This is a genomic window from Streptomyces sp. Pv4-95, from assembly GCF_045782725.1.
Lineage (GTDB): Bacteria > Actinomycetota > Actinomycetes > Streptomycetales > Streptomycetaceae > Streptomyces.
Window position 1 is genome coordinate 1,053,339 of sequence record NZ_CP127172.1, and the last position, 15,780, is coordinate 1,069,118.

The 15,780-nt window shown below is 71.7% G+C and carries 16 protein-coding genes; 9 read left to right on the top strand and 7 right to left on the bottom strand.

Going from position 1 to position 15,780, the window contains the following annotated elements:
- Window positions 1-99 precede the first annotated feature (99 nt).
- Window positions 100-966, bottom strand: a complete 867-nt coding sequence (locus tag QOM21_RS04945; RefSeq protein WP_407548498.1) for an endonuclease I family protein — start codon at window positions 964-966, stop codon at window positions 100-102.
- A gap of 373 nt (window positions 967-1,339) precedes the next feature.
- Complete coding sequence (locus QOM21_RS04950; RefSeq protein WP_407548499.1) at window positions 1,340-2,032, bottom strand: class I SAM-dependent methyltransferase; 693 nt, start codon at window positions 2,030-2,032, stop codon at window positions 1,340-1,342.
- A 216-nt stretch (window positions 2,033-2,248) separates the two neighbouring features.
- Here QOM21_RS04950 and QOM21_RS04955 point away from each other — a divergent pair, with 216 nt between their 5' ends.
- Complete coding sequence (locus QOM21_RS04955) at window positions 2,249-2,809, top strand: hypothetical protein (RefSeq protein WP_407548500.1); 561 nt, start codon at window positions 2,249-2,251, stop codon at window positions 2,807-2,809.
- A 38-nt stretch (window positions 2,810-2,847) separates the two neighbouring features.
- On the opposite strand, the gene murJ is transcribed toward QOM21_RS04955, so the two are convergent.
- Together murJ and ligD are read right to left on the bottom strand one after the other, a co-directional pair.
- On the bottom strand, window positions 2,848-4,437 hold the full coding sequence (murJ, locus tag QOM21_RS04960; RefSeq protein ID WP_407548501.1) for a murein biosynthesis integral membrane protein MurJ: 1,590 nt from the start codon (window positions 4,435-4,437) through the stop codon (window positions 2,848-2,850).
- 242 nt (window positions 4,438-4,679) lie between these two features.
- A complete protein-coding gene (gene ligD / locus QOM21_RS04965) occupies window positions 4,680-5,570 on the bottom strand; it encodes a non-homologous end-joining DNA ligase (protein WP_407548502.1) in 891 nt (296 codons plus the stop codon).
- A gap of 30 nt (window positions 5,571-5,600) precedes the next feature.
- Between ligD and QOM21_RS04970 the strand changes: the two genes are divergently transcribed.
- Window positions 5,601-6,761: a Ku protein gene (locus QOM21_RS04970; RefSeq protein ID WP_407548503.1), complete on the top strand. Its 1,161-nt coding sequence runs from the start codon at window positions 5,601-5,603 to the stop codon at window positions 6,759-6,761.
- Window positions 6,762-6,824: 63 nt separating this feature from the next.
- On the top strand, window positions 6,825-7,199 hold the full coding sequence (locus tag QOM21_RS04975; RefSeq protein WP_407548504.1) for an RNA-binding S4 domain-containing protein: 375 nt from the start codon (window positions 6,825-6,827) through the stop codon (window positions 7,197-7,199).
- An 8-nt stretch (window positions 7,200-7,207) separates the two neighbouring features.
- Here the strand turns inward: QOM21_RS04975 and QOM21_RS04980 are convergent, their stop codons facing one another.
- Window positions 7,208-7,630: a YchJ family protein gene (locus QOM21_RS04980; protein ID WP_407548505.1), complete on the bottom strand. Its 423-nt coding sequence runs from the start codon at window positions 7,628-7,630 to the stop codon at window positions 7,208-7,210.
- A gap of 197 nt (window positions 7,631-7,827) precedes the next feature.
- On the opposite strand from QOM21_RS04980, the gene QOM21_RS04985 reads away from it, so the two are divergent.
- Window positions 7,828-8,022, top strand: a complete 195-nt coding sequence (locus QOM21_RS04985) for a hypothetical protein (RefSeq protein ID WP_393896812.1) — start codon at window positions 7,828-7,830, stop codon at window positions 8,020-8,022.
- Window positions 8,023-8,153: 131 nt separating this feature from the next.
- A complete protein-coding gene (locus tag QOM21_RS04990; RefSeq protein WP_407548506.1) occupies window positions 8,154-9,767 on the top strand; it encodes a hypothetical protein in 1,614 nt (537 codons plus the stop codon).
- 82 nt (window positions 9,768-9,849) lie between these two features.
- On the opposite strand, the gene QOM21_RS04995 is transcribed toward QOM21_RS04990, so the two are convergent.
- Window positions 9,850-11,355: a PLP-dependent aminotransferase family protein gene (locus QOM21_RS04995; RefSeq protein ID WP_407548507.1), complete on the bottom strand. Its 1,506-nt coding sequence runs from the start codon at window positions 11,353-11,355 to the stop codon at window positions 9,850-9,852.
- A 101-nt stretch (window positions 11,356-11,456) separates the two neighbouring features.
- On the opposite strand from QOM21_RS04995, the gene QOM21_RS05000 reads away from it, so the two are divergent.
- The 4 genes from QOM21_RS05000 (at window position 11,457) to QOM21_RS05015 (ending at window position 15,061) form a co-directional block, all read left to right on the top strand.
- Complete coding sequence (locus QOM21_RS05000; protein ID WP_407548508.1) at window positions 11,457-12,140, top strand: YczE/YyaS/YitT family protein; 684 nt, start codon at window positions 11,457-11,459, stop codon at window positions 12,138-12,140.
- Window positions 12,137-12,937 (top strand): glycerophosphodiester phosphodiesterase, encoded by an 801-nt coding sequence (locus QOM21_RS05005; RefSeq protein WP_407548509.1) that lies wholly within the window; start codon window positions 12,137-12,139, stop codon window positions 12,935-12,937. The genes QOM21_RS05000 and QOM21_RS05005 overlap by 4 nt, the downstream gene beginning before the upstream one ends.
- Before the next feature lie 79 nt (window positions 12,938-13,016).
- Window positions 13,017-14,378, top strand: a complete 1,362-nt coding sequence (locus tag QOM21_RS05010; RefSeq protein ID WP_407548510.1) for an MFS transporter — start codon at window positions 13,017-13,019, stop codon at window positions 14,376-14,378.
- 305 nt (window positions 14,379-14,683) lie between these two features.
- Complete coding sequence (locus QOM21_RS05015; RefSeq protein WP_026170122.1) at window positions 14,684-15,061, top strand: RNA polymerase-binding protein RbpA; 378 nt, start codon at window positions 14,684-14,686, stop codon at window positions 15,059-15,061.
- 105 nt (window positions 15,062-15,166) lie between these two features.
- On the opposite strand, the gene fxsA is transcribed toward QOM21_RS05015, so the two are convergent.
- Entirely contained in the window at window positions 15,167-15,742 is a 576-nt protein-coding gene (fxsA, locus tag QOM21_RS05020; RefSeq protein WP_407548511.1) for an FxsA family membrane protein, read from the bottom strand.
- Window positions 15,743-15,780 lie beyond the last annotated feature (38 nt).

Sequence of the window (15,780 nt, forward strand, 5' to 3'; positions counted from 1 at the left end):
GTCGCCGCCGGCACCCGGCCGCCCACCCGCACGCGGGCGGCCGGGGCCGTGTCGGGCCGGGCGCTACGGGCGCGCCTCAGTGGCCTGAGTTGGCGTCAGTTACCAGATCTCGTTGACCCATTCGGGGTGGTCGATGAACGGGTTCCTGTTGTGCTGGTACTTGTCGAATATCACCTGGTTGCGGTGTTTCTCGAAGGCGTCCGGAGCGTCCTGCCGGCTCCACTCCTTCAGGACGGAGAGCCGGCCGATGTTCGGCGCGGAGCCGTTGTCGACCTTGTCGTTGGGCTCCAGGTCTGCGACCCCGTCCTCGCCGTCGTAGCGGACGGCCATGTAGAGGATCATGCGGGCGACGTCGCCCTTGACCGCGTCGCGGGGCTCGAAGGAGTCGTCGTCGGTGCGGTTGCCCGGCGCCTCCTCGACCTCCGTGCCGCCGTTGTCGAAGTCCTTGCTGCCGCGGGTGCTGTTGACGGACACGTCCGTCGGACGCAGGTGATGGATATCGGTGCCCGGTCCGGTGGCGGTGCCGAAATCGCCGTGGGATTTCGCCCAGACGTGCTCGCGGTTCCAGTCGTCCGGATTGCCGCCGTTGGTGTCCTTGCCCTGCGAACGGCCGGTGTAGAGCAGGATGACGTTCGCGCTGTTGTCCGGGTCCTCGTCGGTCTCCTTGAGGGCGTCCCAGACCTGGTCGTACGACAGGTTCCCGGTCTGGGTGGTGCTGATGATCCGGTGCAGCGAATCCTTCAGCTCCTGACCGGTCTTGCCGATGGCGTCCTTGTAATACGTGTCGTCGTACGCGCCGACGGACGGGGACGAATGCCGGGCGGCCGACGCGGCACCGGATCCGGAGTGGGCGGCAGGATCGGTCGTGGCGGTGGCAGGGATCTGTGCGCCGACGGCGACCAGAATCGTTCCTGCGGCCACGGCCAGCGCGGTCCTGCCGCGACGGGTCACGCGGGTGTTGTCCACGGATGGTGTCCTCTCCCCGAAATGTGGCACTCGGCCGCGAGATGTGGGGCACGGCCGGTACCGGCCGTTGGGTGTACGGCCGCAGGCAGCTTTCCACCGCGGTAATCACCACAGTGTGTACGTCGGGAAACGATTGTGTGTTCACTCCGTGGCGACGCCCGAATCAGCGCCCGGAAAGCCTGTCCCGGCCGACCTCTTGCCCGCTCCTTTCCAGTATTTCCCGTTCAATAACCACTATGCGATGCCAGGTGCACGTAAAGGCATTGAATGCCCGTCAGAATCCGTGAGAGTTCCGCGAGAACGGCCAATCGGTAGGAATGGGCATGGAATGCCGGATTCCCTTTTGCGGGCTCGCGCTGCGCATGACCGTCCGTCAGCGCACCTGTCCATCGCCTCCGTGGCGCGGTTTGTCCCACACCACCGAGTAGCGCCACAGCAGATGACGGCGGAAGCGGCAGCCAGGCAGCTGGTCCCGAGCGGCCCGGCGCACCTCGCCCCAGTCCATCTCGGGGTCTTGCACGGGCATCCCCGACGGGTCGTGCTTGCCTCCGTTCCGCAGGGCGAGGAGGCGCGCCGCGGGGACGCCTGCGCCGTTGACGAGCCGGTCCCAGGGCGTCCGGTTGTTCGCCAGCCCGACGAGGACGAGGCGGCCACCGGGCGCCAGCAGCCCGGTCATCCGGTCCACCGCGACGGCGAAGTCCAGGTGGTGGACGACGGCGACGGCAGTGAGGAAGTCGTATCCCCCCATGGCGGTGGCTGCTCGGGGTTCGCCGGATCCGTCGCCACGGCCGGCACGGCCGTCGTCCACGGCCATGAAGTCCGCCTCGACGAACGCGACGTTGCCGATCCCGGCGCTCTGCTCGCGGGCCAGGGCGACCATCTCGGCCGACCGGTCCACTCCTGTCACCGTGCGCGCGCGTCCGGCCAGTTTGCGGACCAGCAGCCCGTCCCCACGGCCGACGTCCAGCGCCCGCCCGCAGCCTTCCGGCACCGCGTCCAGCACCAGTCGGTGGTGGTGCACATTGTGATTCCAGTAGGGGTCCGCAGATCGGCCGGAGTGCGCCATCGGGTCACCGTAACGAAGGGGCATAGGCCGGGGCGGGCCGCCCCTCCGCGACCGCCGCGGGCCCACCGCTGCTCCCTTCGGGTGAAACCCCGCAGCTCACGCAACCGCGAGGGGCGCACCACGCCTCCGGACAAGCAGGACCGCTTGCGGGTGTGGCGACCGCTTCGGTTCTTCGGATCTTTCGGATTCCCCGGATCACGAGTGGTGGAGGCCCTGATGTCGACGTACTGCGAGCAGACCCCCTGGGGCGCGAGCCCCTGGACCGACGACGGTCCCGCCCGGCCCGCGCCCGCGGCGTACCGCGCCGCGACGGACTACACCCTCGCTCCCCCGCGTGCCGAGGACCGCCTCGCGACGGCCTCGTTCCCGGCCGGGTTCCTCGTGCCGCCCGCGTACCCGGACCACCTTCTCCCGCCGCCGCGCCCCGAGGACCGCGTGGCGGCCGCCCGGCACACGGAGGCCGTCGGACGGGCCTCCCAACCGGAGACGCGCGGTCAGAGCGGCCCGCCTCCGGCCGACCACCGGTACGCGTATCCGGAGTACCGGCAGCAGCCTCCGTGTCGCGACGACTTCGCTCCCCCGCGCCCCGGAGCCCCGTTCCAGTCCCCGGTGAGCACGCCCGACCGCCGCCGGCTGGAGCTGCAGGCCGCCCTCACGGCGGCCGGTGTCGCCCCGATGGCGGGGGACGGCGCCGCCGTCCGCAAGCTCGCCCAGCTCGACGACGCGACGGTCGACGCGGTCATCGACTGGATCGGCGCCGCCGCCCAGCGCCCGTAGCGGCCCGCCCGCGGACGGTGTGAGCCGCGCGCCCGCCGTCACCGCAGACCGGGCAGGCTCCGCAGCTCCCCTGTCCTCAGAACGCGGGCCGACAGCACGAAGACCAGCGCCATGGTGAGTCCGCCGGCAGCCAGGGTCGGAGCCGGGGTCCGCAGCACTGCGGTGGACACGCCGGCGCAGGCCCGGGCGACGACCCAGCCGAGGATGCCGGCCGTGGCGGCGGACGCGGTCAGCTTGCCGTAGGTGCGGCACAGCCGACGGCCGTCGAGCCGTCCGGCGAGCCGGCGGCGCAGCAGCAGCGCGGTGGCGAGCAGGCCGATGCCGTACGCGACGGTGTACGCGGCCGCCATTCCGGTGACCGACCAGCGCGCCGGCAGCAGGAGATGGCACGCGGTTGCGAGGGCGACGTTCACGGCCGCGATCGCGGTGGCCATCCAGAACGGCGTACGGGTGTCCTCGAAGGCGTAGAAGCCCCGCAGCAGGAGGTACTGCGCGGAGAACGGAATGAGGCCGAGGCCGAACGCCTGGAGCATGTGCCCGGCGGGTTCGGCCGACGCGGCGTCGACCGTGCCGTGGGCGAAGAGCAGTTGTGCGGTCTGCGGGCCGAAGACGAGGAAGAAGAAGGCGGCCGGGACGATGACGACGCCGCTCACGCGCAGCACGCGGGAGAGATCGGCGCGCAGGTCGTCCAGACGGTGTGCGGCGGCCGCCCGGCTCATCCTCGGCAGCAGGGCCGTCACCAGGGAGACGGTGACGATCGACTGCGGGAGCATCCAGATCGTCTGGGCGTAGGAGTAGGCGGTGTAGCCGACGCCCGCCGTGGGGAGCCGCTGGTCCGCGGCGTTGGCGTAGTGCGTGACGACGGTCATCGCGGCCAGGTTGGCGAGGACGAAGAGCAGGGTCCAGCGGGCCGCCGCGATGCTCTTGCGCAGGCCCGTGCCGCGCCAGTCGAAACGGGGCCGGAAACGGAAGCCGGCGGCGCGGACGAACGGGATGAGCGCGACACCCTGGAGGGCGATGCCCAGGGTGGTGGTGATGCCGAGCAGGTGGATCTGTCCGCGAGTGATGTCCTCGATCCGGTCGGGCCCCGCCAGCAGACCGATATAGACGCCGAACATCGCGATCAGAACGATGTTGTTGAGGACGGGGGTCCACATCATCGCGCCGAACTTGTCGCGTGCGTTGAGGACTTGGCCGAGGACGAAGAACAGCCCGTAGAAGAAGATCTGCGGAAGGAGGAAGCGGGCGAAGACGACGGTGAGTTCGAAGGCGGCGTGCGTGCGCGGGGTGTCCGGCGTGTAGACGGCGACGATCTGCGGCGCGGCCCACACCGCGAGCAGTGTGCCGACGGCGAGCACGCTCAGGACGAGGGTGACCAGCCGCTGTTCGTACGCCCGTCCCCCGTCCGCGTGCTCCGCCCTCGCCCGGACGAGCTGCGGCACCAGCACCGAGTTGAGCGCGCCGCCGATCAGCAGGGTGTAGAGGCTCATCGGGACGACGTTGGCGGTGTTGTACGTACTCGCCAGCAGCCCGGTGCCCAGCGCGCCGGCCTGGAGCACCTGCCGGATGAGCCCGGTTCCCCGCGAGGCGACGGTGCCCAGCGCCATCAGCAGCGACGCTCGCAGCATGCCGCCCCGGCCGCGCCCCTTCGGCGCGGCATGCCGGCGCCGCCGTGGGGCCGGCCCGCCCTCCGGCGGCCCGACGCGGCCGGGAGTCGCCCCGGATAAGCGCCGGTCCGGCGGTCGCAGCGGCATCGTGTCATCCGTCGCCTTCTCCACCATGGTGGTCAACCTACGGCGTGTCCCGGTGGGGTTCGGGCCCGTCGGGCGGCGCTCCGGTGCGGGAAAGATCACCTGGGTGCGGTGGAACCTCAGGCCGCCGGGAGCGGGCGGGCCCGTCGGGGGTCGAGGAGCGGCGCCATCAGATCGCCGTGGCTTTCGAGTCGCGGGGCGATATCGCTGAACAGGAAGGACAGTTGACCGGGTGCGGTGCAGTCGGCGACCTCGTCCCAGGTGACGGGGGTGGAGACGGTGGGGGTGGCGCGGGCGCGCAGCGTGTAGGCGACCGCGGTCGTCTTGGCGGCGGCGTTCTGCGAGAAGTCGATGAAGACCTTGCCGGGGCGGAGCGCCTTGGTCATCTTGTGCACGACGAGATCCGGCAGCGCCGCCCGCCCCTCGACGGCGAGGGTTTTGGCGTAGGCGGTGGTGTGTAGGGAGGACGTGCGCTCGATGGGGACGACGAGGTGCAGGCCCTTGGACCCGCTGGTCTTGGCGTAGGCGTGCAGTCCGTCGGCCGCCAGGCGGTCGCGCAGCCACCGGGCGGCGGCGCAGCACTCCACGATGGTGGCCGGTTCGCCGGGGTCCAGGTCGAAGACGAGCCGGTCCGCCGAGCCCGGGTCGTCGCAGGTCCACTGGGGGGCGTGCAACTCGACCACCAGGTTCGCCGCCCAGACCAGTGCGGAGAGATCCGGCAGCAGGACCTGCCGGGTGGTCTCCCCACTCGTATGGGGCACCTCGCAGGTCGTCACCCAGGAGGGCGTCCCGGGCGGCAGATTCTTGGTGAAGAAGCGCAGGCCGTCGGGCCCGTCGGGGAAGCGCAGGAAGGAGAGCGGCCGGTCGCGGAGGTGCGGGAGGATCACGTCCGCGGTGGTGGTCCAGTAGTGCAGCACCTCGCCCTTGGTGGTGCCGGTCTGCGGATAGAGGACCTTGTCCAGGTTGGTCAGCGAGAGGCGCCGCCCCTCCACGACGGTGATCGGCGACATACGATGAGAATCCCACACAAGGGATGAAGTATGCGATCTATCTGGAATGGGTCCATCTCGTTCGGCCTGGTCACCATCCCCGTCAAGACCTACAGCGCCACCGACCGCACGTCGTCGGTGTCCTTCGTGCGCATCCACGAGAAGGACGGCGCGCAGGTCCGGTACCGGAAGATCTGTGAGCTGGACGGGAACGAGGTCCTCAACGAAGAGGTCGGCAAGGGCTATCAGGTCCCCGGGGACGACACCATCGTGCCGATCACCGACGAGGACCTGTCCCGGCTGCCGATGCCGACCTCGAAGACCCTGACGATCCTGTCGTTCGCCGACCCCGACGAGATCGATCCCCTCCAGATGGACAAGGCCTACTACCTGGGCCCCAACGGCGCGGCCGCGGCCAAGCCGTACACGCTGCTGCGGGAGGCCCTGGAGCAGCACGGGAAGGTGGCGATCGGCAAGGTGGCGATGCGGGGGCGGGAGACGCTGGCGATGCTGCGGCCGCACGACGGGGCGATCGTGATGCACGCGCTGCTGTGGCCGGACCAGATCCGGCCGGCGACCGGGATCGGGCCCGAGGAGGTGGCCATCCGGGAGAACGAGATGAAGCTCGCCGAGACCCTGATGGACTCCTTGGGCGAACTGGACCCCGCCGAACTCCACGACGACTACCGCGAAGCCGTGGAGCAACTGGTCAGCGCGAAGCTGGAGGGCGGGGAGCCGGTCGCGCCCGAGAGTCCGGCCGGCGGGCAGGTCATCGACCTGATGGCGGCGCTGGAGAAGAGTGTCCGGGCGGCTCAGGGCGGGGTGGACGGCGACGAGGCGGGCCCGGCCGGCGGCGGAAAGGCGGCGTCGGCATCCGTGACGTCCCTGAAGGGCCGCAAGGCGGCGAAGAAGGGCACGGCGGACGCGGCGGGGAAGAGCGGGGCGAAGAAGACCGCCGCGAAGCGGACGACCTCGGATTCGGGACCGGCCCGCAAGACCACCGGTTCCACGGCGAAGAAGGCGGCGTCCTCCCCCAAGGCGTCCGGCGGCCGGGCGAAGGCCACCTCCTCCGCGGGCGGCGCGTCCGGGGCCTCCGGCGCCAAGAAGAGCACGGCCAAGAGCTCGGCCAAGAGCACTGCCAGGAGCACCGGCACGAAATCGGCGGCGAAGAAAACCACGGCAAAGAAGACCGGGGGGAAGACGTCCGCCTGACCCACCGGCGCCGCACGGGCTCGATGCCGAACGGCCTGGAGCCGAACGGCCTAGAGTCGTGTCATGGCTTCAGACGAGGGGATCCCCCGCATCGACAGCTGGATCTGGTCGGTGCGGCTCACCAAGACGCGCTCGGCCGCCGCCACGGCCTGCCGCGGGGGGCACGTACGCGTCAACGGCGAGCGGGTGAAGCCGGCCCACGGTGTGCGGGTCGGCGACGAGGTCCGGCTGCGGCACGCCGGCCGGGAGCGGATCGTGGTCGTCACGCGCCTGGTGCGCAAGCGGGTGGGCGCGCCGGTCGCCGCCGAGTGCTTCGTCGACAACAGCCCGCCGCCCCCGCCGCGCGAGGAGGTGCCGGTCATCGCGCACCGCGACCGCGGCGCGGGCCGCCCCACCAAGCGCGACCGGCGCGAGATCGAGCAGTTGCGCGGCCGGTAGCGGCCGCGTTACGCCTCCGGCAGCGCGTCCACGTACACCCACCGCCCGCCCTCGCGGACGAAGCGGCTGTTCTCGTGCTGGCTGCCGGTGTCGCCGTGCAGGGTGTAGTGCGCGCGGAATTCGACGGTTCCCTCGGCGTGGAAGGCGCTGCCGCCCGTGGTGCCGAGGATGTCCAGTCCGGTCCAGCGCTGCGCGGGCTCGAAGTCGAGGCCGTCGGGGCGGGTGGAGGGGTGCCAGGTGCGCAAGAGGTATCCGGCGTCGCCGACGGCGAAGGCGCTGTAGCGCGAACGCATCAGACGCTCCGCGGTGGGCGCTGGGGCACTTCCCCGGTGGAAGGGGGCGCAGCACTCGCGGTAGGTCTCCGCGCGTCCGCAGGGGCAGGGCGAGGCGGGTGTGACAGCGGCCGGGCGGCGCGTTTTCTTCTTCGACACCCCCCGATTGTGCCGGGTCGGAGAGGTGGGGCCGCGACACGCGGAGCACAAGGGGAGGACAGGGTGCCTCACCACAGCGCCCGTTTGGGGGGTTTCAACGATAAATCACCCAAATGCAGCTTTTGAGGGCTTGATACTTGCTGTGAGGCTGGAAGAACTCATGGTGACCGTCCCCACCACCCAGGAGAGAACCCCCCATGATTCTGTCCATTTCCGGCGTGATCCTGCTCGGCGTCATCGTCTTCCTGTTCTTCCGCAAAGACGGCCTCAAGATGTCCCACGCGCTGGTCTGCGCGCTGTTCGGGTTCTATCTCGCCGGCTCGGCCATCGCGCCCAGCATCAAGGCCGGCGGCGCGAGCCTGGCGAGTCTCCTCGGAGGTCTCAAGATCTAGCGCGGTGTGAGGGGTAACGGCCGGCCGGGCCACGCCAGGTCCCGGCCGGTCCGTTCCCCCGGCCGCACCCACCCGGCTCGCATCCCACGCCGAGCCACTCACGATCACCGCACGAACAACAGGAGACAGATGTGGCCCGGCGCCCCCTGCCCCGCATCCTGACCAACAGCGCACCGCTCGCGCGCAGCCGCGAACTCGCGCGTACCGCCGCCGACAGCGCCTCCGACGTCTTCCATCCGCTGATCACGATCAGCCGTGGAGTGCGCCGGCTGGCCGTCGCCGCCGGGCGGCGCTGGACCGAGACGCCCAAGGATCGTCGCGGACCGCTGTTGTTCTTCGTTGCCGCGTGCGTCCTGGTCGTGGCCCTCGCGCCCTTCGGGCCGCTGCTCGCACTCATCGCGGTGATGGGAGCAGCGGCCTGGGCGGGGCGGGACCGCAACACCGCCCCCACCGGCCCCACCGAGGCGGAGACGAACCGGCTGCGGGCCCTCTACGAAGCGCTCGTGCCGTACTTCACCATCGAAGGCGACCCGGTCCCCCTCTACACCCACAACGGCGAGTGGGAAGAGGTCTTCTCCGAGTACGGCTTCGACGAGGACGGGCGCCTCGCCCGCCTCCACCTGAAGTACCCGGCGTATTTCACCGACGGCGAGGAGCCGTCCCGGGCCCGCATCGAACAGGTACTGCACGCGAAGTCCGGCCGGGGCCGGGAGTACCACTTCGACTGGGACGAGGAGGCCAACCAGCTCGTCCTGACCGTCCTCGGCCCCCTGCCCACCGACATCGCGGCGCAGCGCTTCGTCGCCGCACCGGGTGAGACCGTCCTCGGCTTCACCGACCCCGACTCCGTACGGCGGACCGTGCCCGTCGTCGCCGACGAGGAGTCGCGGGACGCGCCGCCGGTGCTCTGGCGCACCGGCCGGCGGTCCACCGAACCTCACCTGCTCGCCCTGGGGCAGCCCGGGTCGGGCACCACCACCCTGCTGCGCTCGCTGGCGCTCCAGGCGCTGGACGACGGCGATGTGCTGATCATCGACGGCAGCGGGACCGGTGAGTACGCCTGCCTGGCCGGGCGCCGGGGTGTGCTGGGCGTCGAGAGCGGCCTGTCGGGCGCGACGGCGACGCTGCAGTGGGCCTCGCACGAGACGGAACGCCGGCTGATCTCGGCGAACCGGGCGCGGCAGGCCGGCCGGTCCGCGCCGGAGGACACCCGGCGTCCGCTCTGGATCATCGCGGACCGCCCCACGGCGCTGACACATCTGGCGACCGCGGAAGGGCGTGACGATCCGCAGCGCCTGCTCCAGGTACCACTGCGGCACGGCCGGGCGGCCTGCGTCACGGTGATCGTGGCCGATCAGTTCGAGGGCGCGGAGCTGTTGAGCGAACCGGTGCGGGCGCACACCAAGGCCCGTGTGGTGCTCGGCCCCGCCACGGCGGAGGAGGTGCGGGCGGTGCTCGGGGCGCCGCCGCACACCACACCCCCCTTCGAGGTGCCGCCGGGGCGGGGTTACGCGCGGCTGGGCACGGGCCCTGTCCTGCGGCTGCAGGTACCGGCCACTCCCGACCCGTTCGACGAGGCCGCGAGCGACGCGCACCGGCAGGCGGTCCAGGCGCTGCTGCCCGAGCACACCGTTCCGGCCGGCGGGCTCGCGCTCGGCACCGTGCCCGTCGCCAAACCCGCTGCCCCCGCGGAGCAGACCGCGGTCGGCGAGCCCGCCCCCTCCCCCGGAGCCGGCCACCGCTGACCGGACGACCGGCACCCCGGCCGGCGCCACCACGTGCGCCACGCTGCTGTGCGAAGGCCGCCCCGGGCGGGCCGGGCGCCCGTCAGGCGACGAACGTGTGCCGCGCCTCGGTCGCGACCGGGGCGCCGGTCGCCACCAGGCGGGCGGCGCCGGCCAGCCGGACGGCGGCCTCGTCCGCGACCGCACCACTGACGGTGAACGGCAGCCGCACGAACCCCTCGAAGGCGCCGTCGACCCCGAACCGCGGACCGGAGGGGACCCGTACGCCGAGCCGCTCCCCCGCCTCGGCGATACGGGAACCGGAGAGTCCGCCCGTACGCGCCCAGAGGGTCAGGCCGCCGCGGGGAACGCTGAACTCCCAGTCGGGCAGGTGCCGGCGCAGGGCGCCGACGATCGCGTCGCGGTTCTCCCTGGCCTGCTCCCGGCGGATCCCGACGGCCTGCTCCCAGCCGCCGGTCTCCAGGAGCGAGGCGATGGCGAGCTGTTCGAGCACCGGTGAGCCGAGGTCGGAGTAGGCGCGGGCGGCGACCAGGCTGCGGATGATGTCCGGTGCGGCCCGCACCCAGCCGATCCGCATCCCGGCCCAGAACGCCTTGCTCGCCGAGCCGACGGTGATCACGGCGCTGCCCGCCGGGTCGAACGCGCAGACGGGGCGGGGCGGTTCGGCGTCGGCGTCCAGCTGGAGTTCGGTCATCGTCTCGTCGACGACGAGCAGCGTGCCGGCCGAGCGCGCGGCGTCGACGAGCCTGCGGCGCTGATCCTCGGTGGCGAGGGTGCCGGTGGGGTTGTGGAAGTCGGCGACGACGTACGCCATGCGGGGGGCGGCGTCGCGCATCACCTGACGCCAGACCGGGATGTCCCAGCCGGCCAGCCGCTCGCCGAGCGCCACCGGGACGAGCCGGGCACCGGCGTCCCGCATCAGCTGGAGGATGTTGGCGTAGGACGGGGAGTCGACGGCAACCCGCTCGCCGGGGCTCGTACACAGCCGGCAGATCGCGGCGACGGCGCCCATCGCCCCGGTGGTGACCATGATCTGTTCGGGCATGGTGGGGATGCCGCGGGCGGAGTAGCGGTCCGCGAGGGCCTGGCGCAGGACGGGGAGGCCCGCCGGGTAGTCGCCGTGGGTGTGGGCGTAGAGCGGCAGGTCGGCCATGGCGCCCTGGACGGCGCGGGTCAGCCAGGGCTCGGGGGCCGGAAGGGCGGCACAGCCGAGGTCGATCATCGAGCCGGCGGCCTCCGGCGGCAGCGGCTCCAGGCCGCGGGTGGGCAGGGGGTTCCCCGCCGGGACGGCGGTCCAACTTCCCGAGCCGCGCCGGGACTCCAGGAACCCTTCGGCCCGCAGGGCTTCGTAGGCCGCGGCGACGGTGGTGCGGCTGACCCCGAACGCGGCGGCCAGCTCCCGCTCCGCGGGCAGCCGGGCCGCGACCGGCACCCGGCCCTCCAGGACGAGCAGGCGTACGCCGTCGGCGAGGCTGCGGTAGGCGGGCAACCGCCGCCCGCCGCCGAGGGGTTCGGCGTCCCCCGTGTCCTGCGACCGGAGCAGCCGGGCGAGTTGGGGCGCGCCTACCGCCGAAGTCCACTGAGCCATGAAGATCAGTCCACCTTCCCCGAATTGGCTCTACTTCGTAAGCCGGAACATGCCACATGGTGTCATGCGTCAGTCCAATCGTGCCAGGAGGGGGACGCGTCATGTCCATCACCGAGGAATCCGCCGCCCGACGCGGGCTGCTGCCGCGCCGGCTGATCCAGCTCTATCTGGGGCTGGTGCTCTACGGCGTCAGCATGGGGCTGATGCTCAGGGCCGAGCTGGGGCTGGAACCCTGGAGCGTGCTGAACCAGGGCATATCCCGGCATACGGGGTTGTCGATCGGCACGGTGACGGTGGTGTCCGGCGCGCTGATCCTGCTGCTCTGGATCCCCCTGCGCCAGCGTCCCGGGCTCGGCACGGTCTCGAACGTGGTGATCCTCGGGGTGGTCATGGACGCGACGCTCGCCGTGGTGCCCGAGCTGCACGGGCTCGGCGCCCGGATCCCGCTGCTGGCCTTCGCCGTCCTCCTCAACGGCGCCGCGACCGGCCTGTACATCTCGACCCGCTTCGGCCCCGGCCCGCGCGACGGCCTGATGACCGGACTGCATCTGCGCACCGGCCGCCCGGTGCGCCTGGTGCGGACCCTGATCGAGGTGGCGGTGCTGGCGGCCGGGTTCCTGCTCGGTGGCTCCATAGGGGTGGGCACCGTGGTCTACGCGCTGGCCATCGGGCCGCTCGCCCAGTTCTTCCTCCGCCGCTTCGCGATCGGGGGCCTGTCCGGCCCGCCGTCGCCCGTGGTGGCCCGTGGTCCGGCGCGCACGGAGCACGCGATACTTCCCGAGTGATCCGGAAGCCAGGCATACGCCACCCCTACCTCGACCACCCCGCCCCGCTCCCCTTCGCCCACCGGGGCGGGGCGGCGGACGGCCTGGAGAACACCGCCGCCGCCTTCCGGCGGGCGGTGGACCGCGGCTACCGCTACCTGGAGACCGATGTGCACGCCACCTCGGACGGGAAGCTGGTCGCCTTCCACGACGCGACCCTGGACCGGGTCACCGACAGCCGCGGCAAGATCCGCGCCCTCCCCTGGCGTGCGGTGCGCCGGGCCCGGGTGGCAGGCCGGGAGGCGCTGCCGCTGTTCGAAGACCTTCTGGAGGAGTTCCCGCAGGCCCGCTGGAACGTCGACCTCAAGGCCGAGGCCGCTCTGGTGCCCCTGCTCGACCTGCTGCGCCGCACCGATGCCTGGGACCGTGTGTGCGTCGGCTCGTTCTCCGAGGCCCGGGTCGGCCGGGCACAGCGGCTGGCGGGCCGGCGGATGGCGACCTCGCTCGGCACGGGCGGTGTGGCGGGCCTGCGCATGCGGTCCTACGGGCGCGGGGCGCTGCCGCTGGACCGGCTGCTGGGCGCGGCGGTGCGGCGCAGCGCCGTGTGCGTGCAGGTCCCCGAGCGGCATTCCGGCATCCCCGTCGTCGACCGGCTGTTCCTGCGTGCCGCGCACGCGCTCGGCATGCAGGTCCATGTCTGGACGGTCAACGACGGGGATCGGATGGCGGCCCTTCTGGACCTCGGGGTGGATGGCATCATGACCGATCAGATCGACACCCTGCGCACGGTGCTCACCGGGCGGGGCTGCTGGGTCTGAGGGTCGGCGGCTGTCCGCCGCGCCCCGGGGAGAGGGATACGGGGGTGTGCCGGTGAGCGCGCAGGCTGTGGCGGGGAGCGTGGCTGAGGCGGCTTCCCGGCGCCGCGAACAACGCGGCTGGTATTGGTACGACTGGGCCAACAGCGTCTACTCGACGAGCGTCCTGACGGTCTTCCTCGGGCCCTATCTGACGTCGGTGGCGAAGGCCGCGGCGGACGCCGACGGTTTTGTGCATCCGCTGGGTGTGCCGGTGCGCGCGGGCTCGTTCTTCGCGTACACGGTCTCGGCGTCGCTGCTGCTGGCCGTGCTGGCGATGCCGCTCGCCGCGGCGCTGGTCGACCGCACCGGCCGGAAGAAGCCCCTGCTGGGCTTCTGCGCGTACGCGGGCGCCGCGGCCACGACCGGGATGTTCTTCCTGGGCGGCGAGCGCTATCTGCTGGGCGGAGCGCTGCTGATCATCGCGAACATGTCGTTCGTGGTGGCGATGATGCTCTACAACTCCTTCCTGCCGCAGATAGCCGAGCCCGAGGAACGCGACGCGGTGTCCTCCCGGGGCTGGGCGTTCGGCTACGCGTCCGGGGCGCTGGTGCTCGTCGCCGATCTGGCGCTGTTCGCCGGGCACGATTCCTTCGGCGTCACCGAGGGCACCGCGGTGCGCATCTGTCTGGCCACCGCCGGCCTGTGGTGGGGCATCTTCACCCTGATACCGCTGCGCCGCCTGCGCGACCGGTACGCGGCGGGCAGCGGCCTGCCGGGCGAGGCACCCACCGTGATCCAGGCGGGCGAGACCCCGCAGCGCGGCCGGAGCCGGCAGCAGCTGCGGGAGACGCTGCGCGATATGCGCCGCCACCCCCTCACGCTGTCCTTCCTGCTGGCCTACCTCGTCTACAACGACGGGGTGCAGACGGTGATCACCCAGGCGTCGGTGTACGGCTCCGAGGAGCTGCGCCTGGACCAGACGACGCTGATCGTGGCGATCCTGCTGGTGCAGGTGCTGGCCGCCGCGGGCGCGCTGGTGATGGGCCGGCTGGCCCGGCGGTACGGCGCCAAGCGGACGATCCTGGGCTCCCTGGTGGCCTGGACCCTCACCATCGCGGCCGGCTACTTCCTCCCCGCGAAGGCACCGGGCTGGTTCTTCGCCCTGGCCGTCGGGATCGGTCTGGTGCTCGGCGGCAGCCAGGCGCTCTCGCGGTCGCTGTTCTCCCATCTGATCCCGCGCGGCAAGGAAGCGGAGTACTTTTCCGCGTACGAGATCAGCGATCGCGGCGTGAGCTGGCTGGGTCCCCTGGCGTTCGGTGTGGCCTATCAGCTGACCGGAAGCTACCGGGTGGCGATCCTGTCGCTGGTGGCGTTCTTCGCGATCGGCTTCGCGCTCCTGGCGAGGGTGCCGATGCGGCGCGCGATCGCCGAGGCGGGTAATCCCGTCCCGGACCGGATTTAGGTTCGGGGCGCGCGGGGCGGTAGTGTACGCCTTTGGCTCACCAGGCGGACCGTTACTGCGCGCTCAACGAAACAAGGCGCTGGGTGACATCTGCTGCCAGATGTGACAAACCGGGCGCTGGTGGGTACAACAAGGGGCGGCACGAAGGAAGGCAGCGGCGCACAGCGCCTCCGTCACGGGCGGTGGTGGGCGACGGGTGGGCGCATGTCCCGTTTTCGGGAATCTTCACCGCCGACCGGACGTTGACCGGATGACGACGACAGCGACACCTGTCCTGTGGGCGACAAGCCCGGGAGGCACGATTCATGAGTGAGCGAGCTCTTCGCGGCACGCGACTCGTGGTGACCAGCTACGAGACCGACCGCGGCATCGACCTGGCTCCGCGCCAGGCGGTGGAGTACGCATGCCAGAACGGCCATCGATTTGAGATGCCGTTCTCGGTTGAGGCCGAGATTCCGCCGGAGTGGGAGTGCAAGGTGTGCGGTGCACCCTCCCTCCTGGTGGATGGCGATGGCCCTGAGGAAAAGAAGGGTAAGCCCGCGCGTACGCACTGGGACATGCTCATGGAGCGGCGCACCCGCGAGGAGCTGGAGGAAGTGCTGGCCGAAAGGCTGGCCGTCCTGCGCTCCGGCACCATGAACATTGCCGTGCATCCGCGCGACAGCAACCGCAAGTCCGCCTGACAACCGGACTTCCTTAGGCACGACAGCACGTACAAGGGCCGGGGTCACCGCACAGCGCGGTGGCCCCGGCCCTTGCCTGTTCTCACGGCTGCCGGTTCGCTGCCCTCAGCCGGTCAGCGGCGGGTCCTGGCGCCGGGGGGCCGGAGGCTCGTCGTCGTGGATGACCTCGCCCTGGACGACCTTGCCGTCCGGGCGGTGCATGCGTGCCTGCTGGAAGGCGTCACCGAACGTTCCCGGGCTGTGGGCCGCCCGCCGGTTGAGGACCTTCTCCGCACGGTGGTGGATCAGCTTTCCCGTCGGCGGGAAGAGGCAGAGCAGGCCCAGCGCGTCGGACACCAGACCCGGCACCATCAGCAGCAGACCGCCGAGCATCGGCAGGGTGTTGCCGCTGCCGGACGCCGGGTCCTTGGGCGGCACGGCGGGATCACGGCCGGCCTGCAGGCTCTCGGTGAGGTTCTTCCAGGCGCGGCGGCCGGCCCGCTTGATCACATACGCACCGGCGATCACGCCTGCCAGGAGCAGCAGGAAGACCGTCAGACCGTTGGTGGCATCGGCGACCACGATCAGCAGCCAGATCTCCAGCACCATCCAGGCGGCGATGCCCAACGGGACGAACCTGCGGGCGCGTGAACGCCTGGGTGGGCGGGGACCGGGCGGCGATGGCGTGGCTCCGAACGTCATGCCTCAAGTGTGCCTGGCCCGGCGCGCGGCGACCCCTG